At 59.9% G+C, this 23,603-nt stretch carries 22 protein-coding genes; 6 read left to right on the top strand and 16 right to left on the bottom strand.

The features are described from left to right. Window positions 1-88 precede the first annotated feature (88 nt). Both CUN63_RS22435 and CUN63_RS22430 read left to right on the top strand, forming a co-directional pair. Window positions 89-811, top strand: a complete 723-nt coding sequence (locus CUN63_RS22435) for a 1-acylglycerol-3-phosphate O-acyltransferase (RefSeq protein ID WP_129442558.1) — start codon at window positions 89-91, stop codon at window positions 809-811. Window positions 812-973: 162 nt separating this feature from the next. Continuing rightward, window positions 974-1,945 (top strand): magnesium and cobalt transport protein CorA, encoded by a 972-nt coding sequence (locus CUN63_RS22430; RefSeq protein ID WP_129442556.1) that lies wholly within the window; start codon window positions 974-976, stop codon window positions 1,943-1,945. 109 nt (window positions 1,946-2,054) lie between these two features. On the opposite strand, the gene CUN63_RS22425 is transcribed toward CUN63_RS22430, so the two are convergent. The 3 genes from CUN63_RS22425 to CUN63_RS22415 all read right to left on the bottom strand — a co-directional run bounded on the left by CUN63_RS22425 (window position 2,055) and on the right by CUN63_RS22415 (window position 6,261). Further along, window positions 2,055-2,783: an amidotransferase gene (locus CUN63_RS22425; RefSeq protein WP_129442553.1), complete on the bottom strand. Its 729-nt coding sequence runs from the start codon at window positions 2,781-2,783 to the stop codon at window positions 2,055-2,057. A 95-nt stretch (window positions 2,784-2,878) separates the two neighbouring features. Then, on the bottom strand, window positions 2,879-5,023 hold the full coding sequence (locus CUN63_RS22420; RefSeq protein ID WP_129442551.1) for a 3-hydroxyacyl-CoA dehydrogenase NAD-binding domain-containing protein: 2,145 nt from the start codon (window positions 5,021-5,023) through the stop codon (window positions 2,879-2,881). A 32-nt stretch (window positions 5,024-5,055) separates the two neighbouring features. Beyond that, the gene (locus tag CUN63_RS22415; RefSeq protein WP_129442548.1) at window positions 5,056-6,261 is read right to left on the bottom strand and encodes an acetyl-CoA C-acetyltransferase; all 1,206 of its coding nucleotides are present in this window, start codon (window positions 6,259-6,261) and stop codon (window positions 5,056-5,058) included. A gap of 597 nt (window positions 6,262-6,858) precedes the next feature. Between CUN63_RS22415 and CUN63_RS22410 the strand changes: the two genes are divergently transcribed. Further along, complete coding sequence (locus tag CUN63_RS22410; RefSeq protein ID WP_129445137.1) at window positions 6,859-7,680, top strand: cytochrome c; 822 nt, start codon at window positions 6,859-6,861, stop codon at window positions 7,678-7,680. 128 nt (window positions 7,681-7,808) lie between these two features. Here CUN63_RS22410 and CUN63_RS22405 read toward each other — a convergent pair whose 3' ends face one another. From CUN63_RS22405 to CUN63_RS22370, 8 genes are all read right to left on the bottom strand, one after another. Then, a complete protein-coding gene (locus CUN63_RS22405) occupies window positions 7,809-8,618 on the bottom strand; it encodes a transglutaminase family protein (RefSeq protein WP_129442545.1) in 810 nt (269 codons plus the stop codon). Beyond that, on the bottom strand, window positions 8,615-9,565 hold the full coding sequence (locus CUN63_RS22400; protein WP_008148807.1) for an alpha-E domain-containing protein: 951 nt from the start codon (window positions 9,563-9,565) through the stop codon (window positions 8,615-8,617). Before CUN63_RS22400 ends, CUN63_RS22405 begins: the two co-directional genes overlap by 4 nt. A gap of 12 nt (window positions 9,566-9,577) precedes the next feature. Beyond that, window positions 9,578-10,987 carry a circularly permuted type 2 ATP-grasp protein gene (locus CUN63_RS22395; protein ID WP_129442542.1) on the bottom strand — a complete coding sequence of 470 codons (1,410 nt, stop codon included), beginning with the start codon at window positions 10,985-10,987 and terminating at the stop codon, window positions 9,578-9,580. A gap of 460 nt (window positions 10,988-11,447) precedes the next feature. Further along, on the bottom strand, window positions 11,448-11,789 hold the full coding sequence (locus CUN63_RS22390; protein WP_008148805.1) for a ribonuclease E inhibitor RraB: 342 nt from the start codon (window positions 11,787-11,789) through the stop codon (window positions 11,448-11,450). Window positions 11,790-12,002: 213 nt separating this feature from the next. Next, a complete protein-coding gene (locus CUN63_RS22385) occupies window positions 12,003-12,236 on the bottom strand; it encodes a hypothetical protein (protein WP_129442539.1) in 234 nt (77 codons plus the stop codon). A gap of 164 nt (window positions 12,237-12,400) precedes the next feature. Continuing rightward, complete coding sequence (speE, locus tag CUN63_RS22380) at window positions 12,401-13,276, bottom strand: polyamine aminopropyltransferase (RefSeq protein WP_129442537.1); 876 nt, start codon at window positions 13,274-13,276, stop codon at window positions 12,401-12,403. Between the two features lie 252 nt (window positions 13,277-13,528). Beyond that, window positions 13,529-13,720: a PLDc N-terminal domain-containing protein gene (locus CUN63_RS22375; RefSeq protein WP_059404672.1), complete on the bottom strand. Its 192-nt coding sequence runs from the start codon at window positions 13,718-13,720 to the stop codon at window positions 13,529-13,531. 64 nt (window positions 13,721-13,784) lie between these two features. After that, the gene (locus tag CUN63_RS22370; protein ID WP_129442535.1) at window positions 13,785-14,315 is read right to left on the bottom strand and encodes a hypothetical protein; all 531 of its coding nucleotides are present in this window, start codon (window positions 14,313-14,315) and stop codon (window positions 13,785-13,787) included. A 177-nt stretch (window positions 14,316-14,492) separates the two neighbouring features. Here CUN63_RS22370 and CUN63_RS22365 point away from each other — a divergent pair, with 177 nt between their 5' ends. Next, window positions 14,493-15,974: a methyl-accepting chemotaxis protein gene (locus CUN63_RS22365; protein ID WP_129442532.1), complete on the top strand. Its 1,482-nt coding sequence runs from the start codon at window positions 14,493-14,495 to the stop codon at window positions 15,972-15,974. A gap of 217 nt (window positions 15,975-16,191) precedes the next feature. Further along, window positions 16,192-16,557 (top strand): Mpo1-like protein, encoded by a 366-nt coding sequence (locus CUN63_RS22360; RefSeq protein ID WP_129442530.1) that lies wholly within the window; start codon window positions 16,192-16,194, stop codon window positions 16,555-16,557. On the opposite strand, the gene CUN63_RS22355 is transcribed toward CUN63_RS22360, so the two are convergent. The 3 genes from CUN63_RS22355 to CUN63_RS22345 all read right to left on the bottom strand — a co-directional run bounded on the left by CUN63_RS22355 (window position 16,558) and on the right by CUN63_RS22345 (window position 18,722). After that, window positions 16,558-17,355 (bottom strand): acyl-CoA thioesterase II, encoded by a 798-nt coding sequence (locus CUN63_RS22355; protein ID WP_129442528.1) that lies wholly within the window; start codon window positions 17,353-17,355, stop codon window positions 16,558-16,560. A gap of 275 nt (window positions 17,356-17,630) precedes the next feature. Continuing rightward, a complete protein-coding gene (locus CUN63_RS22350) occupies window positions 17,631-18,398 on the bottom strand; it encodes a CHAD domain-containing protein (RefSeq protein WP_129442525.1) in 768 nt (255 codons plus the stop codon). A 45-nt stretch (window positions 18,399-18,443) separates the two neighbouring features. Further along, window positions 18,444-18,722 (bottom strand): hypothetical protein, encoded by a 279-nt coding sequence (locus tag CUN63_RS22345; RefSeq protein ID WP_129442522.1) that lies wholly within the window; start codon window positions 18,720-18,722, stop codon window positions 18,444-18,446. Between the two features lie 222 nt (window positions 18,723-18,944). Between CUN63_RS22345 and CUN63_RS22340 the strand changes: the two genes are divergently transcribed. Then, window positions 18,945-19,985, top strand: a complete 1,041-nt coding sequence (locus tag CUN63_RS22340) for a patatin-like phospholipase family protein (protein ID WP_129442519.1) — start codon at window positions 18,945-18,947, stop codon at window positions 19,983-19,985. A gap of 114 nt (window positions 19,986-20,099) precedes the next feature. Here CUN63_RS22340 and CUN63_RS22335 read toward each other — a convergent pair whose 3' ends face one another. Together CUN63_RS22335 and CUN63_RS22330 are read right to left on the bottom strand one after the other, a co-directional pair. Beyond that, window positions 20,100-20,798: a response regulator gene (locus tag CUN63_RS22335; RefSeq protein WP_129442515.1), complete on the bottom strand. Its 699-nt coding sequence runs from the start codon at window positions 20,796-20,798 to the stop codon at window positions 20,100-20,102. 68 nt (window positions 20,799-20,866) lie between these two features. Then, a complete protein-coding gene (locus CUN63_RS22330; protein ID WP_129442512.1) occupies window positions 20,867-23,512 on the bottom strand; it encodes a sensor histidine kinase KdpD in 2,646 nt (881 codons plus the stop codon). Between the last annotated feature and the right edge of the window lie 91 nt (window positions 23,513-23,603).

Genomic DNA, 23,603 nt, shown 5'->3' with positions numbered 1-23,603 from the left:
CGCCTATCTCCCACCTCTATAGCGGCAATTGCCGAAAACAGTGCACATCCGTACACTGCGCCACCTTTTGTCCCGGTGGGGCCTGTAAATGCTGTTTGTGTTTCGTATGTTATTGATGGGCCTGCACTTTATTCTGGCCGGTGTGCTCGGGGTGATTCTCGGCCTGTGCCGACCGTTCAATCCGGACAACAGCCGCTTGTGCGCGCGTCTTTATGCATGGCCGGCGATGTGCATTTTGCGTCTGCGGGTGAAGGCTGACGTCGGACCGCTGATGGATAAACCCGACAGCTGCGTGATCATCGCCAACCACCAGTCCAACTACGATTTGTTTGTGTTCGGTAACGTGGTGCCCCGCCGTACTGTGTGTATCGGCAAGAAGAGTCTGAAGTGGGTGCCGCTGTTTGGTCAGTTGTTCTGGTTGGCGGGCAATGTGCTGATCGATCGCGGCAATGCGCAGAAAGCGCGTCAGTCGATGCTGACCACTACCCACACGCTGCAGAATGAAGACACTTCGATCTGGGTCTTCCCGGAAGGCACACGCAACCTGGGCGAAGAGTTGCTGCCGTTCAAGAAAGGCGCCTTTCAAATGGCCATTGCCGCCGGGGTGCCGATTGTTCCAGTGTGTGTCAGCAGTTACGTTAAACACATGCGATTGAACCGTTGGGGCAGTGGGAAGATTCTGATTCGCTCGTTACCGGCGATTCCTACGGCTGGATTGAGCCTGGATGACATGCCGCTGCTGATTGCCCAGTGCCGCGAGCAGATGCGCGAGTGCATCGCTTCGATGGATCGGCAACTGCAAGCCGCGTAAAAGAAACCCGCCTTGTGCGGGTTTTCTTTTGCCTGCGAGCTTTTGCCTACGAACTCAACAGATTTCACTGACTCTCAAGCAGCAGACAGGGCTAAGCTGGAGACTGCCTGCCACTGCCATCTTTGCTAATAGAAAGCTGCCAATAAGAAGTGAATCACTATCATGGGTAGAGTTGTTGCTGCTGCGGTTTATAGCGCCGGTAAGAAAGTCACCAATATCACCCTCGACGAAGGCGCTGCCTGGGCGGCAAAGCCTGGCCACTTTGTCTGGATCGGCCTCGAAGAGCCGAACGCCCAGGAGCTGTTCAATCTGCAACGCCAGTTCAACCTGCATGAACTGGCCATCGAAGACGCCCTGGAAAAACACAGTCGGCCGAAACTGGAAACCTTCGGCGACGCGCTGTTCATCGTCACGTATTCGCCGATCCGGCATGAAGGCAAACTGCAGTTCATCGAAACTCATATCTTTGCCGGCAATGGTTACATCATTACCGCACGCAACGGCCACTCCGCGTCCTACGCCCATGTCCGACAGCGCTGTGAGGCGCGTCCGCTGTTGCTGGAGCACGGGGAAGATTTCGTACTCTATGCCATCCTCGACTTCGTGATCGAAAACTACCAGCCCATGGGCGAAGCGATCCATGCGGAGATCGATGAGCTGGAACGCAACGTCATGTGTAGCTCCCTGAACGAGCGCGACATTCAAAAACTCCACAGCCTGCGCCGCGATGTACTGCGCTTGCGCCGGTTTGCGGCGCCGATGGTGGAGATCGGTGAGGAATTGCAGAAGCTGAGTTTTCCGTTCATCGACAAGAACATGCGCCCGTACTTTCGCGATGTGCAGATCCATGTGACACGGCAGATGGAAGACCTGACGACCCTGGCGGACATTGCCAGTCAGACCATTGAGGTTGGGGTGTTGCTGGAGGCGTCACGCCAAAGCGTGGTGCAGCGCAAGTTCGCGGCGTGGGCGGCGATTCTGGCGTTCCCGACGGCGGTGGCGGGGATTTACGGGATGAACTTTCAGGACATGCCGGAGTTGAGTTGGCAATATGGGTATTTCGGAGTGTTGGGGGTTATTGCGGTGGGGTGCGTAAGTTTGTGGGCGAGTTTCAAGAAGTCGGGGTGGTTGTAGCCATTACCGAGGTGCCTGTGACATTCACGAGCAAGCCCGTTCCCACAATGATCTCTGCAACACCGGAGATCCACTGTGGGAGCGGGCTTGCTCGCGAAGCTTTTATCTTTTAAACCGCCCCAGATTCTGGCTTATGCGCCACAAACCGCATCATCCACTCCGCGACGGTAGTGCCGTGATGCTCGTGCTCAAGGCTCGCCATACCTTTCGAATAAATCTGCTCGCCCAGCGCTTCCTGACGAATATCCAACAACGCCCGCGAGTAATCGTGAATGAATTCCGGATGCCCCTGGAAGCACAGCACCTGATCGTTGATGTGGTACGCGGCGAACGGGCAGAAATCGCTGGAAGCGATGACCGTGGCATTTTCCGGGAGCGCGGTGACCTGATCCTGGTGGCTGATCAACAAGGTCAGTTCTTCCCTCACCGGGCTCATCCACGGCGCCTTGGCGGCGAGTTTGTAGTTGTGGGTGCCGACGCCCCAGCCTTGGGCCGCACGCTCGCTCTTGCCGCCCAGCAGCAATGCCAACAGTTGATGGCCGAAGCACACGCCCAACAGTTTGTCGCCGCGCTCGTAGCGGGTCAGCAGGTAAGCCCTGAGGGTTTCAATCCACGGGTCGGTGCCGAAGGAATCGGCCTTGCTGCCGGTGACCAGGTAGGCGTCAAACGTCAGCTCTTCGCCGGGATACTCGCCCTGCATCACGTTGTAAACGGTGAACTCGGCAGCGATGGGTTGCTGCGAAAACAGACGCTGGAACATCTGCCCGTAACCCTGATATTGATCGACCAGTTCCGGACGCAGGATGTCGGTTTCCAGAATGCAGATGCGTAACGACATAAAAAATACCTGACACGTGATGGGAATAATGCACACCCCAGAGCCTGCCTTGAAACACAGTGGCAAGGCAAGCCCCGGAATGCGTCATCCGTCCCCTAGAACGCCTCCCCTTTAGCCGCTTTCTCCAGCAATAGCGCAGGAGGTGCGAATCGCTCGCCATACTGCTCCGCCAGGTACTGGGCGCGGGCGACGAAATCTTTCACGCCGTACTGATTGATGAATTGCAGCGCGCCACCGGTCCAGGCGGCGAAGCCGATGCCGAAGATCGAGCCGACGTTGGCGTCCGCCGTCGAGGTCAACACCCCCTCCTCCACACAGCGCACCGTTTCGATGGCTTGCACGAACAACAGTCGATCACGCACGTCCTTCGGCGAAATCTGCCCGTCAGCCTTCTCGAAACGGCTTTTCAGCTCTGGCCACAGATGCTTCTGCCCACGGGCCGGATAATCGTAGAAACCACCCCCTCCAGCCTTACCCGGACGCTTGTATTCGTTGAGCAACAAGTCAATCACGGCGAACGCCGGGTGCTCAATCAGCGGTTTCCCTTCTGCTTGCAGGTCTTTGGCGGTCTGCTGGCGGATATGGCTCATCAGGCTGAGGGAAACTTCGTCGGAGATCGCCAGAGGTCCGATCGGCATGCCGGCCTTGCGCGCTTCGGTCTCGATCATCGGCGCGCTCACGCCTTCGCCCAGCATGGCAATGCCTTCGTTGGTGAATGTGCCGAACACCCGCGAAGTGAAGAAACCGCGACTGTCGTTGACCACAATCGGGGTTTTCTTGATTTGCAGGACGAAATCGAACCCGCGAGCCAGAGTTTCGTCGCTGGTGTGGGCGCCTTTGATGATTTCCACCAAGGGCATTTTCTCCACGGGGCTGAAGAAATGCAGACCGAGGAACTTGCTCTGATCCGGCACGGCGGTCGCGAGGCCGCTGATTGGCAAGGTCGACGTGTTGGAAGCAATCACTGCATCTGGCCCAACGACTTTTTGCGCCGCCGAAGAAACGTTGGCTTTCAAATCGCGATCTTCAAACACCGCTTCAATGATCAGATCACAACCGGCCAGATCGGCGTCGCTTTCAGTGGGGTGAATTCGCGCCAGCGTTGCATCGCGCTGATCGACACTCAATTGGCCACGCGCAACCTTCTTGTCCAGCAGCACCGCCGAATGAGCCTTGCCCTTCTGCGCGGCCGCAAGATTGATGTCCTTGAGCACCACGTCGATGCCGGCCGACGCGCTGACAAAGGCGATTCCGGCGCCCATCATGCCTGCGCCCAGTACACCCACCCGACGAGTCACGTAGGGCGAAAAGCCCTGAGGCCGCGAGCTGCCGGCATTGATTTCGTTGAGCTGGAACCAGAACGTACCAATCAGGTTTTTCGACACCTGGCCGGTGGTCAATTCGGTGAAGTAGCGGGTTTCGATCAAGTGCGCGGTGTCAAAATCCACCTGAGCACCTTCCACCGCGGCGCAGAGGATTTTCTCTGGCGCGGGCAGGCAGCCCTGGGTTTTGCTGCGCAGGATAGACGGCGCGATGGCCAGCATTTGCGCGACTTTCGGGTTCGACGGCGTACCACCGGGAATTTGGTAACCCTTCACGTCCCAGCGCTGCACAGCTGAAGGATGGGCGATAATCCAGGCGCGCGCCTTGGCCAGCAGTTCATCACGATCCGCCGCCAACTCATCAATCAAACCTGCCCGCAACGCCTGCTGCGGCCGGAATTTTTTGCCTTCGAGCAGATAGGGCAAGGCTTTTTCAATACCGAGCATCCGCACCATGCGCACCACCCCGCCGCCGCCTGGCAGCAGGCCGAGGGTCACTTCCGGCAAGCCGAGTTGCACCGAAGAGTCGTCCAGCGCAACCCGGTGATGGCACGCCAGGCAGATTTCCCAACCGCCGCCCAACGCGGTGCCGTTGATCGCGGCGACCACCGGTTTGCCGAGGGTTTCCAGAGTTCGCAGCTGCCCTTTGAGTGTCAGCACCATGTCGTAAAAGGCTTTGGCCTCGAGCTTGCCGACCTTGATCAGTTCATTGAGGTCGCCGCCGGCGAAGAAGGTTTTCTTGGCCGAGGTGATGATCACGCCGGCGATGGTGTCTTTTTCGGCAACCAGTCTGGCAACACAGGCAGCCATGGCTTCGCGGTAAACCGCGTTCATGGTGTTGGCGCTCTGGCCCGGCATGTCGATGGTCAGGACGACGATCTGGTCCTGACCTTTTTCGTAACGAATGGCTTCAGTCATGATGAAAGTGCTTCCTTGAAGTCGGTCGGGGCTCAGAGGCGTTCGATGATGGTGGCGATGCCCATGCCGCCGCCGACACACAGCGTCGCGAGGCCATAGCGCAGGCGCCGGGTTTCCAGTTCATCGAGCAACGTGCCGAGAATTGCGCAGCCGGTGGCACCCAGCGGGTGGCCCATGGCGATGGAGCCGCCGTTGACGTTGACCTTGTCCGGGTCGATCGCCATGTCCTTGATGAATTTCAGCACCACCGAGGCGAAGGCTTCGTTGACCTCGAACAGATCAATGTCTTCAACCCGCAGCCCGGCCTTGGCCAGTGCCTTGCGGGTGGCCGGCGCGGGGCCGGTGAGCATGATAGTCGGGTCGGTACTGGTGACTGCCGTGGCGACGATCCGCGCCCGCGGTTGCAAACCCAGCGCCCGGCCCTTGGCTTCGGAGCCGATCAGCATCAGCGCCGCACCATCGACGATCCCGGAACTGTTACCCGCCGTGTGCACGTGGTTGATCCGCTCAACATGGCTGAAGACCCGAAGCGCGGTGGCATCAAAGCCCATTTGCCCGATCATCTCGAAGCTCGGCTTGAGCTGGCCCAAGCCTTCCATGGTTGATCCGGCGCGGATGAATTCATCGTGATCGAGCAGGATAATGCCGTTCTGGTCCTGCACCGGCACCAGCGATTTGTTGAACGAACCGTCGGCCCTTGCTCGCGCAGCCTTTTGCTGGGAGTGCAGCGCATAGGCATCGATGTCTTGACGGCTGAAGCCTTCCACCGTGGCGATCAGGTCAGCGCCCACGCCTTGAGGGGCGAAATGGCTGTGAAAACTGGTTTCCGGGTCCTGCGCCCAGGCGCCGCCATCGCTGCCCATCGGCACGCGGGACATGGACTCGACGCCGCCGACCACCACCAGGTCTTCGAAGCCGGAACGCACTTTCATCGCGCCGAGGTTCACCGCCTCCAACCCCGAGGCGCAGAAGCGGTTGATCTGCAAACCCGCCACGCTGACGTCCCAATCCGCCACCTGGGTCGCGGTTTTGGCTATGTCGGAACCCTGGTCGCCGATGGGCGTCACGCAGCCAAGTACCACATCGTCGACCTGACTGGTGTCGAGAGACGTGCGCTGTTGCAGCGCCGTGAGCAGCCCGGCTATCAGGTTCACCGGTTTGACGCTGTGCAAGGCGCCATTGGCCTTGCCTTTGCCGCGGGGCGTGCGTAACGCGTCGAAAATAAAAGCTTGGGTCATGACGTTCTCGAACCTGGGCAGGGGAGTAAATTCAGAGTTCCCACCTTAGGCCGAGCAGCCCTGGATTCAATGACCGCAGTGCTCACAGACGTTGACGGTCACGCTCAGACGGACGGTAGGCAACGACCGAATTAACCGATTCAGGACACCAAGCTGTCTAGCAAACGGGCGCCCAAGAAGCTGGCAATAGGCCTCATGCCTTTTTAAGAGCAATTTATGTGAAGTCCATACGAAATGGATCTAAACCAAGCGTGACGCGGGCTCTAAGGTGAACTTGTACGAAGTTGTCGTCGGGTTTTGCCGAGGCGCTCGTCAAACAGGAAGTGCAACGCTCTGCCGTCATGGAGAAATGCAGGCAGGCATCAGGAAATAACAATAAAGGCGGTCAAGCCATGTTCAAACAATCGAAAGTACGTCAAGCCGGGCTCATTCTTTTCGCCACTACGCTGTTGTTGATTTTGCCGAACCTGACCAAGGTGATCGGCTAGTCGGTCATTAAAAAATACGGCGCCAGGTTTTATATCGCCCTCTAAAAATGTGACTGGCTCGCTACCCGGGCCAGCGTGGGTGTGCCAACCTTTACGGCACTTCCACGACATGGACGGCGATCACTTGAAAACGCTCATTCTTTTCGGGGCCTTGCTGCTCAGCACGCCTCTGTCTGCCGCACAGCTGAACCTTGAGTTGGGCGCGAGCAGTCGCACCTGGCAAACCGAGGAATTGCTCAAGCATCCTCAGGTTCAGACCATCACCATTAGCAACGACGTTTCCTACAAACGGGACATGAGCTATCGCGCTGTTCCGTTGGCTGCGTTGTTGACGGGCATCAAGCCTGAAAACCATTTACAGGCGGTAGCCCTGGATGGTTTTGCGGCAGAACTGTCAGCCGCGCCGTTGCTCAATACCCAGGGTGCGCGTGCATGGTTGGCGATTGAAGAACCCGCCAAGCCGTGGCCACCGCTGTCGGAAGGCAAACCCGGCGCCGGGCCGTTCTATCTGGTCTGGACCGATCCTCAGGCGAGCGATATCAGCCCCGAGCAATGGCCCTTTCAAGTGGCGAGCATCAAGCGCTTGGCACCGGTGGCCGAGCGCTTCCCTGCCCTGCTGCCCGATCCGGCGTTGAAGGCTGACGATCCGGTGAACAAGGGTTTTTCGCTGTTTCAGAAGAATTGCCTGGCGTGTCATCGATTGAACGGCGCCGGGGATGCGCAGTTTGGGCCAGACCTGAATATTCCGTTTAACCCGACCGAGTACTTCGGCGCGGATTTCCTCAAGCGCTACATTCGTGATCCGCAGAGCTTGCGCCAGTGGCCTCAGGCGAAGATGCCCGGGTTTTCGGCGACGGTGCTGCCGGACGGGGATCTGGAGAGGTTGGTGGGGTATTTGAAGCATATGGCTGGGCGAAAAGTTAAGCCCTAGCCTTTTGTTGCCTGGACTGGCCTCTTCGCGAGCAAGCCCGCTCCCACATTTGATCTGCGCCAAACGCAAATTCTGTGATCAATAAAGATCCAATGTGTGCGGGCTTGCTCGCGAAGCGGTATCCCCGATTATTGCTGTTGCACAGAAATAACCGGTAATGGTGTTGGCGAAACAAACACTTTCGCATGCATCTGCTCGCAACCACCGCCACGCCGCATGCCACGTACCGGGCAGGCATCCAGGTAATCCAGGCCCACCGCCAGTTTCAGATGACGCTCAGGCCGCGCCAATTCATTGGTCACGTCAAAGCTGTACCAGGCGTCATCGAGCCATGCTTCCGCCCAGGCGTGACTGGCCAGGTGTTCGCTGTTCTCGCTGTACAAATAGCCCGACACATAACGCGACGGAATGCCCAGGCTGCGAGCGCAGGCGAGAAACGCGTGGGTGTGGTCCTGGCAGACGCCGGAACGCCCGGCGAAGGCCTGGGCGGCGCTGGTGTCCACTTCGGTGGAGCCCGGCGTGTAGGTCATGTGCTGGTTCAGGCCATGCATCAAGTCGATCAACGTCGTGCGATCCCGGCGTTGCTTGCACTCCTTCTCGGCGAACGCACGCAGGGCTTCATCGGCTTCGGTCAGGCGCGTGAAACGCAGGAACGGCAGCGCCGACTGGCTTTCATGCTCCGCCTCACGCAATTCATCGATGTCCACCTGCCCACGAGCGCCGATGATGATCGCCTCGTGGGGCTCGTCCAGGGTCAGCACGTGCAGGATGTTGCCGAACGGATCGAGTTGCGCGCGCACCGGGCGCGGCAGGTCGAGCTGCCAGCTGAGCACATGCTGGCGCTCGCTGTCGTGGGGTGTCAGTCGCAGGTACTGGATGCTCGCCCGCACCTGATCTTCGTAGTGATAGGTGGTCTCGTGGCTAATGGAAAGTCTCATGCAGCCTCCAGGTAGGAACTGTGTATGGCGTTACCCAACTGGCGCACCAGCGGGATGAACTCGGTCAGCCAGGCGTGCAGGCCTTCGTCGAGAATTTCGGTGATGCCGGTGTAGCGCAGGCGTGCGTCCATTTCCGCTGCCAGGCGTTGCGCGGGACGGCCATTGGCCCCCGGCAATTGGGCAAGGATCTGGTCGATTTCTTCTGTGCAGGCTCGCAATGAACGCGGCACGTCAGCACGCAGCAACAGCAACTCGGCCACATGCCGGGCGCCGGGCGCATCGCGGTAGATCTCGGTGTAGGCCTCGAACGAGGACAACGCCCGCAGCAAAGCACTCCACTGGTAATACGCGTGAGCGGTGCCATCGCTGACCGCCTCTGCCTGATCGCCAGCCATTTCGTAACGGGCGTCGAGCAGGCGCAACGTGTTGTCCGCCCTTTCGATAAACGTCCCCAGACGAATAAAGCGGAACGCATCGTTACGCATGATCGTGCCGTAGGACGCGCCCCGGAACAGGTGGGAACGTTCCTTGATCCACTCGCAGAAACGGCTCATGCCGTAGCGACTCAAGCCTTGATCAGCTATCCCGCGAATTTCCAGCCAGGTGGCATTGATGTTTTCCCACATGTCGGCGGTGATTCGCCCACGCACCGCATGGGCACTGGCCCGCGCGGCGCCGAGGCAGCTGTAGATGCTCGCCGGGTTGGCCGCGTCCAGAGCGAAGAAATGCAGCAGCCGTTCAGCGTGCAATTCGCCGTGGCGCTCCAGGTAATCGTCCAGGGTGCCGGTGATCAGCAACGGCATGGCGAGTTCATGCAGGCCGTCACCACGGCCATCCTGTGGCATCAGCGACAGCGAATAACTGATGTCGAGCATCCGTGCGAGGTTTTCCGCCCGCTCCAGGTAACGCGACATCCAATACAAATCCGAGGCAGTTCTACTTAACATGGCAGGCTTCCTTCAATCCTCGACCACCCAGGTGTCCTTGGTTCCGCCGCCCTGGGATGAATTCACCACCAGAGAGCCTTCGCGCAGGGCAACACGGGTCAAACCGCCAGGCACAACCCGGGTTTCGCGGCCAGACAATACAAACGGACGCAGGTCGATGTGGCGTGGAGCGATGCCGTTTTCGACAAAGGTCGGACAGGTCGACAGGGACAACGTCGGTTGCGCGATGTACGCATGGGGCTTGGCTTTGATCCGCGCGCGGAAAGACTCGATTTCCGCCGCCGTCGCCGCCGGCCCGACCAGCATTCCGTAACCGCCGGAGCCCTGGGTTTCCTTGACCACCAGTTCCGGAAGATTGGCCAGTACGTGGGACAGTTCGGAGGGATTACGACACTGCCACGTCGGCACATTCTTCAGAATCGGTTCTTCATCCAGGTAGAAACGGATCATGTCCGTGACGAATGGATACACCGACTTGTCGTCCGCGACCCCGGTGCCTATGGCATTTGCCAGCACGACATTGCCGGAGCGGTATGACGACAGCAGCCCTGGAACGCCAAGCATCGAGTCCGGGTTGAACGCCAGCGGATCGAGGAACGCATCGTCGAGGCGACGGTAGATCACGTCGACGGCTTTCGGCCCGTCCGTGGTGCGCATGAACACCTTGTCATCCCGCACGAACAAGTCCGCGCCTTCCACCAGCTCAACGCCCATTTCCCGCGCCAGAAACGCATGTTCAAAGAACGCGCTGTTGAAACGACCCGGCGTCAGTACCACCACGCTCGGGTTATCAATCGGGCTGGAGCTTTTCAGGGTGTCGAGCAACAGGTTCGGATAGTGGTCGATAGGGGCAATGCGCTGGGCCGCGAACAACTCGGGGAACAGCCGCATCATCATCTTGCGGTCTTCCAGCATGTAGCTGACGCCGCTCGGTGTACGAAGATTGTCTTCAAGCACGTAGTACGTGCCGTCGCCATCGCGCACCAGATCGACACCGGAGATGTGGGAATAGATATCGCGGTGCAAATCCAGCCCTTGCATCGCCAACTGGTATTGCTCGTTGGCCAGCACCTGCTCGGCCGGAATGATGCCTGCCCTGATTATGCGCTGCTCGTGATAGAGGTCGGCGAGGAACATGTTCAACGCCTTGACCCGCTGAATGCAGCCGCGCTCGACAACTCGCCATTCACTGGCGGGGATGCTGCGGGGGATGGTGTCGAAGGGAATCAGGCGCTCTGTCCCTTGCTCATCACCATAGAGCGTGAACGTAATCCCGGCGCGATGAAATAACAGATCGGCCTCGCGTCGCCGTTGTGCCAAAAGCTCGTCAGGCGTTTCGGCCAGCCAACGGGCAAACTCCCGATAATGCGGGCGGACCTGACCGCCGGCATCGTACATCTCATCAAAATAGGTGCGGATCATGCCGTACTCCTTGTCACCCGGACATCTGGGCTTCGCAAAGCCCGTGCCATCGGCATAAACGCTTTGATATCAATCAGTTGGATAATCGCACTGCACGCACCGCACCAATCCTGTGCGGTAAATGCCCCCAGCTGATCGCCCCCGCTTCATTGCGAAGCAATGTTGTCGCCTCTCACCAGCATAGCCAGAGTTGATTTCACTGCCCGGGAGTGGATGCGGATAATCCGCGCATTCGCTGGAAAACTTGATGAACTTCCCTTTAGCCGCCTGTTCAGGCGGCTTTTTTTTGCGTTTTTGAAACGTTATGAATCAAAAACACGATCAAGAGATCGCAGCCTCGTTTCACTCGACAGCTCCTACAGGTGAAACGAGGCAGCGATCTTTTAACTTTTCAAACCGTGAAAACGAAAACGGCCAACCCTGAGGTCAGCCGTTGCTGAGTGTTGTCACTGTTCATAAGTTATGCGAGTCGCCCTCGTACCTCCTGCTTGACGCCCCATCCTTCGATGATGCCGCCCAAAGGCTCGACCACCGCCTCGAAATCCTGCTCAAAATCGCCGATGCCGTCATAAGTGGCGTACATCACTTTGCTCAGTTCCAGGTACCACGCGCCGTCGTCGCGCACGCTGATTTGTGCATTCAAGGATTCACCGCAGTAATGCCCTGCCGCCCTGCGCGCCCGCTCCTCGTCCGGGAAAATGGCGTAGAACTCGATGGGATGGAATCGTGAAAAGTCGAAGCCGCCTTCTTTCATGCGGCGCAAGACGCTGGTGCTGATGTCTTCTTGATAGGCTGTGCTCATGAAACGTCCCCCTCAGACTGATGGATAGACTTTCCGTATTCCCGGCACTCGCAACCGAATGGGGCGAGCGATGCGGCAACAACGTTGCCGGTGGGAAGCAAGCATGTAGCTGACAAGACCAGACCTTAGCGATCCGTTCGCTGATCTCGATTGCAGAGTAGCCTCAAGATAGAGCCGCTGCCAAGGCCTGGTTAGGAATGTGACAGGAGATGTTCAGATTGGCGTGATGCTGAGGATTTCAATGCTGTACTGGGTCTTCAGACTTTTGACAGTCGGATCATCGGTGCGCCCTTCCAGATCGTTGAGGTCCAGTTCGGCAGCCACAGGCAGACACCGGGCGCGAATGAGCTTCGCGGCTTGTTCATTGTTCGGGCATTCATCGCTTTCGAACACCTCGTCAACTTGTTCACCGTGATCATCAACGAAAGTGACTTTCCACTTTTGCATCAGGTGCCTCCTCGATAAAACCCATGGATGGGCTTACATGTATCTCGACATTCTTCCCCGGCCAATCGTTCAACCGGACCTTCTATAAGTGAAGCATGAAAAAAGGGCCATCTGCGGTGTGTTTTCACACAACCTGAGAGGGCCCTTTTCTGGCTTGCTCGATATCAGTCGTTGCTAGGCTTGTTCACAGCCTGCAGGACGTATTGCGGCAAGGCGAACGCGCCGATGTGGATTTCCGGATTGTAGTAGCGGGTAATGATGCCGCTGCCGGCGAAGCGCTGCTGCAGGGTTTCGCGGGACAATTTGCGATAGGCGGTATTGGTCGCGCCCCAGGCGAAGGTCATGGCGCCACCGATGTAGGTCGGCACGGCCGCCTGATAGAAGTGCCAGTCCGGGAACAGGCTGCGCAGGCGCCCGGCGGTGGTTTTGACTTCTTCGATTTGCATGAACGGCGTGCCGTTCTGGGTCACCAGGATGCCGCCTTCGTTCAGGCAGCGACGGCAGGCCTGGTAGAAGTTTTCCGAGAACAGCACTTCGCCCGGGCCGATCGGGTCGGTGGAATCGGAAATGATCACGTCGAATTTTTCGGTGGTGGTGGCGACGAAACGCATGCCGTCGTCGATCACCAGGTTCAGGCGTGGATCGTCGAACGCACCCTTGGAGTGGTTCGGCAGGTATTCCTTGCACATGTCGACCACGGTGCCGTCGATCTCGACCATGGTGATGTGCTCGATGCTGCGGTGCTTGGCCACTTCACGCAGCATGCCGCCGTCACCGCCACCGATGATCAGCACGCGCTTGGCGGTGCCATGCGCCAGGATCGGCACGTGGGTCAACATCTCGTGGTAGATGAATTCGTCGGCTTCAGTGGTCTGGATCACGCCGTCCAGCGCCATGACGCGGCCCATGCGCGGGTTTTCGAAAATCACCAGGTGTTGGTGTTCGGTGCGCACTTCGTGCAGCAGTTTTTCCATGCGAAAACGCTGGCCGTAGCCTTCGTAGAGGGTTTCCAGGTACTCGCTGGTCGGGGTGTTGCTCATGGGAAGTGCTCCGATGAATGCGGGTGGCAACGGACGGTTACCCGACCATGATGGCCAATCGATCAGCTCGATTGCCCCGGGAAAGGCGAGAATTCTACGTTGCGGAACATGACAGGTCGAATGTGGAAGCGGCGGTGCGGCGATCCGACTTGCTCGCGAAAGCGGTATGTCAGTCACATATATATTGGATGTGACGCAGCCTTCGCGAGCAAGCCCGCTCCCACAGGTTCGGTGTTGTTTCCGGGAAACCGGTCAGACTCGGACGTTGCCCCGTGGCCCGGCAATGGCCCAGATGATCAGGCCCAGCACCGGCAGCAGCAGGATCAGCAGCACCCAGATGATTTTCATCCCTGTGTCGGCACCACTTTTGAGCACGTTGATGATCGCCCAGATATCCAGGGCAAGAATAATCAGGCCAATCAGACCGTTGAACGTGGAACCCATGGTGTCGCTCCCTAAGAGTGGTTTGCACTCTTAGGATAGCCGGGCCTTGCGAGGGTTCCGTTTTTTAAACGTGGACGGCGATTTTGAGGGCTTCCAGCGAGGGTGCGGCAGCGATGCCGACTTTGGCGCACAACTCGAGCACGCGCGGCACGTCGTTGCCGTAGACCAGCACCACTTGCAGTTCGTCGTCGAGCAACTGACTGAAGTTCATCAGCGTGTAACCACCGTTTTCCTTGTTCATGCTGCCCATCTGCACCTGAATGCGATTGAGTGCGGTCAGGGCTTCAGTCTTGGCCAGTTGCTTGGGCTTGATATTGAAATCAACCCCGGGCCCGAACGAGGAAACGATCTGGGCGAACAGGTCCATGTAGGTGTCGGCCTGGAACAGCACGGTCTCCGGAAGACTGCCGACGACGACCCACTCGCCCAGCGGAATCGGGAACGTGTCGTCGTAGTTGATATCCGGATTGACCGTCAGAAAAGCCTCGGGATCGGCGTAGGCCTGGGCCGCTTCGTCAGCGACTTTCAGGATTTCGTCATCGCTCATGCACCCGGAGCTGATTTTGCTGATGAGTTCGACGAGTGCGGCTTTCATGGGGCGGAATCCTGTAGCGAGGGAATTTTGAAGGCGCGAAGGATAGCGCATTACGCCCCGCAATTCCTGTGCGCGAGCATGCCGGGAACGTTGACCCACATCAAGATCCAGCCCCCTGAGTAGCGGCACAATACTGGCACCTTGCCGAAACTGTTTCCGCTATCAGAGAAGACCTCCATGGGTGCCTGGCTTAGCAATATCTCGCTGAAATACAAATTCTGGGCGGTCAACGCCGTCGCCTTCGTCACGACCTTGCTGCTGGTGTTGTACGCCGTACAGCTCGAACAACAGGCCCGCAGCCTTGCTTATCAGGCATCGGCACAAGCCCAGGCGCGACTGCTCAGCGCCTGGCCCGCCGGGCAGCCGCTCCCCAACGCCGATAACGTGCTGACTTTCAGTCGCGGGCAGGCACCGTTGCTGAACGGGCAGCCGGTACTGGAACTGGCCGATACCAATGGCTGGGTCGAAATCAATGCCATGCCGCTGTTCGGCAACAACCCGTTGATGGGCGCTGAAGTGTTTACGCGCACGGATGGCAATCAGGTCGCGGTGATTGCCCATGGCCCGAGCCTGACCCAGGTATTTGGCGAGCGTTTTCCCAACTATGCCGTGGCGGTGGCAATCCTGATGCTGGCGATGCTCGGCGCTTCGCAATTGTTGATCCGCTTCCTGCTCAGCCAGCTCAATACGCTGAAAGACGTGATGCTTCACGTCGAGAAAACCGGTGACCTGTCGGCCCGTGTGCCGCTGGCCTGCACTGACGAAGTCGGGCAGATGGCCAATGCCTTCAACGCTATGCAGGCCGGTTACCAGCGCGTGGTCAACACCGTCGCCAGCACCGCCCGGCAACTGGATGTCGGCGCGGCACGGTTGGCGTCGAGCATGAACGAGGTGCGTCACGGCATGCTCGGCCAGCAAAGCGAAACCGATCAGGCCGCCACGGCGATCAACGAAATGACCGCCACGGTCTATCACATTGCCCAGCACGCCGGCGCCACCCGCGATCTCTCGCAAACCGCCGACACCCTGGCCGGCAGCGGGCAGGAAGTGGTCAGTCGGGTGCAGAATTCGATTGCCGGCCTGTCCAGCGGGGTGCAGCAAACTGCCGAGATGATTCAACGTCTGGCCGAGGACAGTCAGAAAATCAACGGCGTGGTCAGTGTGATTCACAGCATCGCCGAGCAGACCAATCTGCTGGCGCTGAACGCAGCGATTGAAGCGGCCCGTGCCGGTGAAATGGGTCGCGGTTTTGCGGTGGTTGCCGATGAAGTGCGCAACCTGGCCAAACGTGTCCAGACCTCCACTGACGAGATCACGATCATGGTTTCCGCGTTGCAGGCAGGGACTCGGGACGCGGTGGATTTCATGCAGGAAAGCTCGTTCAAGGCCGACGATTGCGTGCAGCAGGCTCAGGAGGCCGGCGTAGCGTTGGCAGAAATCACCAGCGCCGTGGCACAGATGCGTGAAAGCAACACGCAGATCGCGGTGGCGGCCGAGCAGCAGAGCCACGTGGCGGAAGAGATGAATCGGGCGGTGGTGAGCATTCGGGATGTGACCGAGAACACCGTGCAGCAGACCGTGGAGTCGGCGACCACCAGCAATGAGCTGGCGGCGTTGGCCGGGGAGTTGAGCAAGGCTATCGGGCAGCTGAAGCTGTAAGGATCCCTTCGCGAGCAAGCCCGCTCCCACAGGGTTAGCGCCATTTCAATATTTGCGCATTACCTGTGGGAGCGGGCTTGCTCGCGAAGGCGTCAGCTCAATTAACATCAATTCCGAACATGACACCTATCACTCCGATAGCCAGCCTTGATTCGCCGACTGGCTTGCCCGGGCCTATTCTTTGTTCAAGAGCCTCAACGAACCAAGGATTACCATCATGGGCAAACGTCACCCCAACCTCCCCGCCTGGCAATGGCGAGCGTACCCGAACAATCACCAGCACCCGACCAATCTGGTGCTGCACCTGATTGCCGTGCCGCTGTTCATCGTGGCGTTTCTGCTGATTGTCTCGGGAGTGTTCAGTCTGAGCTTCGCCAATGTCGCGATTGGCGTCATTGGCCTGCTCGCCGCCCTCGGCCTGCAACGCCACGGTCACCGCCTGGAGGCGCAAGCCTCCGAGCCGTTCAGTGATCGCAAAGATGCCGTGTCGCGCTTGCTGGTCGAGCAGTTTCTGACCTTCCCACGGTTCTTCCTGAGCGGCGGCTGGTGGCGCGCCTGGCGTGAGCGCCACCGTCGTCACTGATCAGGCGAAAATCGTCACCGTCTGCCGGCTCATGGCAATCAACTGACCGTCCGCGTTCCACAATTTCGCGGCCGCATGACCGTAGCCGTCAGCGGCATGCTCGATCTCGACGAGGTATTTGCACCAGTCCAGCGTGCTCAGTTCAAGCAACGGCTGGACGAATTCGATGGTCCAGGTCAGCGTGCTGCCCATCGCCGGTTTTTTCAGGTGCGGCAACAGCGCCGGAGGCCAGGCGTCGACCAGCGCCAGGATATGTGCCTCGCTGACCGCTTCTTCCTTCACGTCGCCACGCAAGCGCACCCAGCCGCCCATCTCGCGGGATTTGTTGCCGGTGAACGGCAGACCGCCGACGCTCCAGCGCATCGCCAGATGCCGCATGAACTCTGGAGTCACGCCTTTGATGTAAGGCAATTCCTGACAGTCGTCCCAGTGTTTCATCTCGGGCGCCGGTTCGGCGATCACCGCCACCTCCGACGGTCGCGAGGCGCCGAAGCTGCCCTGGACCAACGTCACCACCTGGCCTTTCTGCATTGCCCGACCCAGCACCTGGCTGACCGCTTTGCCTTCGCGTAACACATCGACTTCAAAGCTGACCGGCACTTCTGGCTCGACCGGACCGACAAAGGTGATCGCCAGCGAACGCACCGGACGATCCGCCGGGACTTTTGCGCGCATGGCTTCGTACTGCAAGGCGGCCACCAGGCCACCGAAGCTGGCACGCCCCTGAGCCCATTCGGCCGGGATAGACAGCTCCAGCGGCTGGCTGCGGACAGCGTCGAGCAGATCGGAAAAGCGCATGGAAACCTCGGTGCGGGAAAGGATGAAGGGATCTTAACCAGCCTGCGGGGGTGGCACAGCGCTTATTCCGGCCAAAGAAGCTGACAGATAGGCCGTGTGCCGGACATCGATTCAAAATTCAACAGTGATCAAATGTGGGAGCGGGCTTGCTCGCGAAGACGGCGGCACATCCAAAACAGATGTGACTGACAGACCGCTTTCGCGAGCAAGCCCGCTCCCACATTGGCTCAGTGTGGCCCCCCCCCTAGGGTGATCAGGCCCGATTTGTGGTGGTTTCAGGATTTGAAACAGGCTGCGCTGAGTTTGTCGAGGACGCGGTCGGCGCGGCCTTCGGCCTTGGCCATGGCGGTTTTCCAGGCCGCGACGCAGGGCTGCAAATCGGCTTCCTGTTCGGCCCTGGCCAGCCATTGCCAGCAGTCGTGCCAATCGCCCAAGGCACCTTGCGCGGACTTCAAGCGCGGCATCGCCGCTTTCGGCAGTCGATCCAGTTCGGGATAGGCTTCGATGCCGTAACGCACACGCTTGATCAGCAGGCGCAAACGGTGGCGATCATGCGCCGGATCGTGCAGGGCTTTGTCGAGTTTTTTCCACTGTTTGGCCAAACGTTTTTCGATGCGCCGGCGCAAGCCCTTGAGCAAGCCCTGACGTTGGGAGGCCCGCAGAAAACGCGGAAAGGCGTCGAGGATCATCAGCAACTGCGCCACTTCAGGACTCGTAGCGACCGCTGGGTAAGCCTCAGCCATCTGCGCCATGCGCCGATGGGCAGCCTCGGGTTGATCATGCTCGAGCAAGTACGCCGCCAACACTTCGCGATCGCGCAACGGCGTAGTCAAGTCGCCGACCAGGGACGCCGCCGCTTCCAGCTGTTCGACCCCGGGTAAGCCGCGCAATGGCCGCAGCAGACTGCGCAAACGGCGAACCGTGGTGCGCAGATCGTGCAGCGCTTCAGGGTCGGTGCGCGCACTCAAGCGTGCCTGACAGGCCAGCAAACGGACTTCCAGGCCCAGGACATGAGCCACCAACCGATCAACCAAGGCAGACATCACTTGCTCCCTGAATCGAATTGCCCCTAATGCCTACATCATGCCTCAACGGCCGGCGCGCGACTCACGAATATAGAAACGCGCCTTCTCGGCCTTCTTGGCGCAGCCTTCGAACGCTTCGAATTGCTGCTGGGTCTTGGCACCGGTCAACAGCGACAGCGCCTTGGAGTAACTGACATTCCCGGCGAAACCTTCAGCCTTGGCCAGGTCCAGCTCATGCCACGCCGCATCGATCCCGTTGGCGCAGCTGTCACGATAAGCGGTTTTGCCGGCGCAACCGGCGAGTGCCAGGGCAATCAAGGGCACACAGATCCAGGCTTTCATTATTCACACCTCAAAGATAGATAAACAGTCGTGCAGTTAAGACGGTCTGGCGCGTGAAAAGTGCCTTGGTCCCGCCGCGGAAACTCTAGCGCTCGCGAGAATACCCATCTGCCGCCAAAGAGTGTCGAAAAAACGACGCCCTCGCCTCGCTGAACGACCTTATCGATTGAAGCGCGCCCCTCGATGGGTGCATTGTTGAACCTTGTCAGACGAGGGCGATTCATGAAAAAGCGTGTCGCGCTGGTGCTGGGCTCAGGTGGGGCCCGGGGCTACGCCCATATCGGGGTCATTGAAGAGATCGAACGGCGTGGCTACGACATCGCCTGCATCGCCGGATGTTCCATGGGGGCAGTGGTCGGCGGGATCTATGCCGCTGGTAAACTCGACGAATATCGCAACTGGATCGAAAGCCTTGATTACCTCGACGTCTTGCGTCTGGTGGACGTCAGTTTTCGTCTGGGTGCGATTCGCGGGGAGAAGGTTTTCGGGCAGATCCGCAAGATCGTCGGCGAGATCAATATTGAAGACTTGCGCATCCCTTACACGGCGGTAGCCACCGACCTGACCAATCAGCAGGAAATCTGGTTTCAGGAAGGATGCCTGCACCAGGCCATGCGCGCTTCGGCGGCGATTCCCAGCCTGTTCACCCCGGTGATGCAGGGCAACCGCATGCTGGTGGACGGCGGCATCCTCAACCCGTTACCGATCGTGCCGGTGGTGTCGAGTCATTGCGACCTGATCATCGCGGTCAACCTCAATTCCACCAACCAGCGCCACTATCAACTGCCGGTGATCCAGCGCCCGGCGGCGTTCAAGACCCGTTTCGACAGCCTGATCAACTCGCTCGGTTCAAAATTGCCCTTCCGCCGCAAACAGGCGGAGCAATTGCTGCTGCTGGAAAAGGAAGCGTTGATGGCAGAAGCGGCCGAGATCAACCCGTGGATCGAATCCGCCGCACCCGAAGCCCAGCAACCGGCAGCCGCCCCTGAACGCGACGGCGCACCTAAGTCCGCCACCGGCTCGTTCATCATCGACAACGTCGGCCCGGCCTCTTTGCTGGATCTGATCAACCAGAGTTTCGAGGTGATGCAAACCTCATTGGCGCAGTACAAGATCGCCGGTTATCCGCCGGATATTTTGATCAACGTGCCGAAACGGGTGTGCCGGTTTTTCGAGTTTTATAAAGCGCCGGAATTGATCGCGCTGGGGCGGGAGATTGCGCGGGATACGCTGGATCGGTATGAGAGTGAGCGGGATTCCTGAACTTCTCGAGTGAATGATAAGGCCCCTTCGCGAGCAAGCCCGCTCCCACATTTGATCGCATTCCAATGTGGGAGCGGGCTTGCTCGCGAAGACGCCAGATCAGACGACACAAGACTAAAGGCTGTCCTCACTCAACAACCGATACCCAACTCCGGCTTCGGTGACGATGAACCGCGGCTGCGTCGGGTCATCCGCCAGTTTCTGCCGCAGGTGCCCGACCACAATCCGCAAATAGTGAGTGTCCTCGGTATGGGTCGGCCCCCAAATATCCTTGAGCAGTTGTTGCTGGGTGATGACCCGCCCCGGATGCCGCGCCAGTTGCGCCAGCACCGCGTATTCCTTGCGGGTCAGCGCGACTTCGGTGCCGTCGAGTAATACCCGGCGATAAGCCAGGTCGACGGTCAACGGGCCGAACGTCAGCGCCGCGGGTTGCGCTTCTCCCGCCGGCGCCTGACGCAACAAGGCACGCACCCGCGCAAGAAACTCCTGAATGCCAAACGGTTTGGTCACGTAGTCGTTGGCGCCGCCGTCCAGTGCTTCGACTTTCTGCCCTTCACTGGCGCGCACCGAGAGCACCAGCACCGGCACTGTCGACCACTCGCGAAACTCGCGCAGCACTTGCTGGCCGTCCATGTCCGGCAGGCCGAGGTCGAGTACCAGCAGGTCCGGTTTATTCAGGGCAGCCTGGGCCAGGCCCTCGGTGCCGGTGCCGGCCTCCAGCACTTTGTAGCCCTGGGAGGCGAGGCTGATGCGCAGGAATTTACGGATCTGCGGCTCGTCGTCGATGACCAAAATGGTCGCGGTCTGGCTCATGAATTCACATCAACATAAAGAAGTGGCACGAGAGTAGCGCAAGCGCGATAAGGCTTCACTTTCGGCTCTTAATTTTCAAAGGCCGGCTGGGCCTGCAACGGCAGGTGCAAGGTGATGCAGGTGCCGCGCCCCTCGATGCCATCGGCAACGCTGATTCGCCCGCCATGGGCACCGACCATGCCCTGACAGATCGCCAGCCCCAGCCCGGTGCCTTGCCCGCCACGATCACCGCGCGCGGCGGTGTAGAACATGTCGAAAATCTTTGCCCGCTCTTCCTGCGGAATCCCTGGCCCCTCATCGCTCACCGAAAAAAACAGCTCGCGCTCATCGGCTCCGGCGCGCAATTGCAGGCGACCGTGAGACGGTGAAAACCGCGCGGCGTTTTCCAGCACGTTGACCAGCGCCTGTTCGATCAGCGCGGCGTGGACGTAAAGCAGCGGCAACTCCGGCGGCACTTCGGTGGTCACCTGCAACGGCGCCAGCACGGCGCGCAGACGATTGAGCGAACTGCCGACGATGTCGGCCGGCGACACCCAGTCCCGCGCCAGCTTCAGCGCGCCGTGCCCGAGGCGGGTCATGTCCAGCAGGTTTTGGATGTAGCGATCGAGGCGCTCGGCTTCATCGCGAGTGCCTTCGAGCAGTTCGCGGCGATCCTCCAGCGGGATCGCTTCGCCGAGGGCTAACAGGCTGTCGATGCTGCCACGCATGGAGGTCAGCGGCGTGCGCAAATCATGGGACACCGAGGCCAGCAAGGCACTGCGCAGTTGCTCGGTTTCGCCGTGCAGCCGGGCGGCTTCCAGGTCTTCGGCCAATTGCGCCCGGGCCAGCGCTTGAGCCAGCGGTTGGCTCAGCGCCGTCAACAAACGCCGACGCTGACCGCTCAAGATTTGCCCCTCTTTGGCACACACGCCGAGCAGCGCCAGCGGCCCGTCTTCCACCGACAACGGCCACCACCACCAACGCCCGAACGGCAGCGTGCCGGTGCCCGCGCCGGCCGGTTGATCGTGTTGCCAGGCCCAATCGGCGGCAGCGCGCTCGGCTTCGGAAAACTCCAGCGGGCCACCGGTTTCGACTTTCCAGCCGCCCTGCCCGTCTTGATTGAGCAGGCAGAGTTGCAGATCACTCCAGCCATCGAGGTGCTGGGCCGCTGCGCTGACCACCGCCTGGCGGTCGGTGGCAGCGGTGAGTTTGCGCGACAGGTCGAGCAGTTCGGTGGTCTCTTCCTGAGTGTCGCGCAGCGCCTGCAATTGCCGCCGTTGCCGGGCCGCGAGGTTACCGGTCAGCGCTGCCATCAGCAGGAAAAACAGTAAAGTCAGCACGTCTTCTTCGCGCTGGATCCTGAAGGAAAAATTCGGCGGGATGAACAGAAAGTCATAGGTCAGAAACGACAGCGCCGCACAGGCCAGCGCCGGGCCGAGGCTGCTGCGCACCGCCACCAGCAACACCGCGGCGAGGAACACCAGCGAAATATTCGGCAGCGGCAAGACACTCGCCACCGCCCAGGCCAAGGCACTGGCGAGCACCGTCGCCACCAGTGCCAGCGCGTAGTCGAACCACACCAGTGCCTGCGCCGAACGCTGACGCGGCTGATGCTGTTCGTGATCGCTGTCGAGAACGTTGATTTCCAGCCCGCGCGCATCGCGCAGCAAACGTGATGCCAGACCGCCACCGAACAACCGCCGATGCAAACGCTGCCGGGATTGACCGACCAACACCAGACTCGCGCGGCGTTCGGCGGCGTGCTGGATCAGGGTTTTCGCCACCTCGCCGGCGCGCAGCAGCACCACTTCGCCGCCGAGGCGTTCGGCCAATTGCTGGGCGCTTTGCAGGCGCAGGCGCGACTGCTCGTCACGCACACTGCCGTTGTCCACATGCACCAGGCTCCACGGTAAATGCCGACGCTGGGCGACGCGACTGGCGTGACGCACCAGGCGTTCGGCCTGTGCATCGCCATCGACGCCGACCAACAGGCGACCGCGGACCGCCGGCGCCGCTTGGCCGAGCTGGCGATAGCCCTGGGCCAAATCATCATCGACCTGAGCGGCGGCGGTTTGCATCGCCAGCTCGCGCAGGGCCGTGAGGTTGGTCTGGGTGAAGAAAGCGTCGATCGCCGCCCTCGCCTGCTCCGGCACATAGACCTTGCCATCGCGCAGACGCTCGAGCAGCTCGCGCGGTGGCAGGTCGATCAGCAGCAGTTCGTAGGCTTCTTGCAGCACCCAGTCCGGCAGGGTTTCGCGGACCTGCACACCCGTGATGCCACGCACTTTGTCGTTAAGACTTTCCAGGTGCTGGACGTTGACCGTGGTGAATACGTCAATGCCTGCAGCGAGCAGTTCCTGAATGTCTTGCCAGCGCTTGGTGTGGCGACTGCCGGGGGCGTTGCTGTGGGCCAGTTCGTCCACCAGCACCAGTTTCGGTTTGGCTGCGAGCAGGCCGTCGAGGTCCATTTCTTCGAGCATCACGCCACGGTATTCCGAGCGCACCAACGGCTGCTGCGGCAAGCCGCCGAGCAGCGCTTCGGTCTCGGCGCGACCGTGGGTTTCGACCACGCCGGCGATGACTTTCACGCCCTGACGCAGTTGGGTGTGGGCCGCTTGCAGCATGGCGTAGGTCTTGCCGACACCGGGTGCGGCGCCGAGAAAAACCTTGAGCCGGCCACGGCCGTCGCGGGGCAGGTCTGCTAACAGCGCATCGGCGCGGCCGGAGTCACTCATGCTTGAAGCTCTCTTTTTTCAGATGTTGATGTAGTGATTGTTCAGCCGCCTTCGCGAGCAAGCCCGCTCCCACATTTGATCTTCAGTGTTA

The organism is Pseudomonas sp. ACM7, assembly GCF_004136015.1.
Classification (GTDB): Bacteria; Pseudomonadota; Gammaproteobacteria; order Pseudomonadales; family Pseudomonadaceae; genus Aquipseudomonas; species Aquipseudomonas frigoris.
Note: the sequence above shows the minus strand (reverse complement) of the source record. Positions and strands in the feature narration are given on the sequence as shown.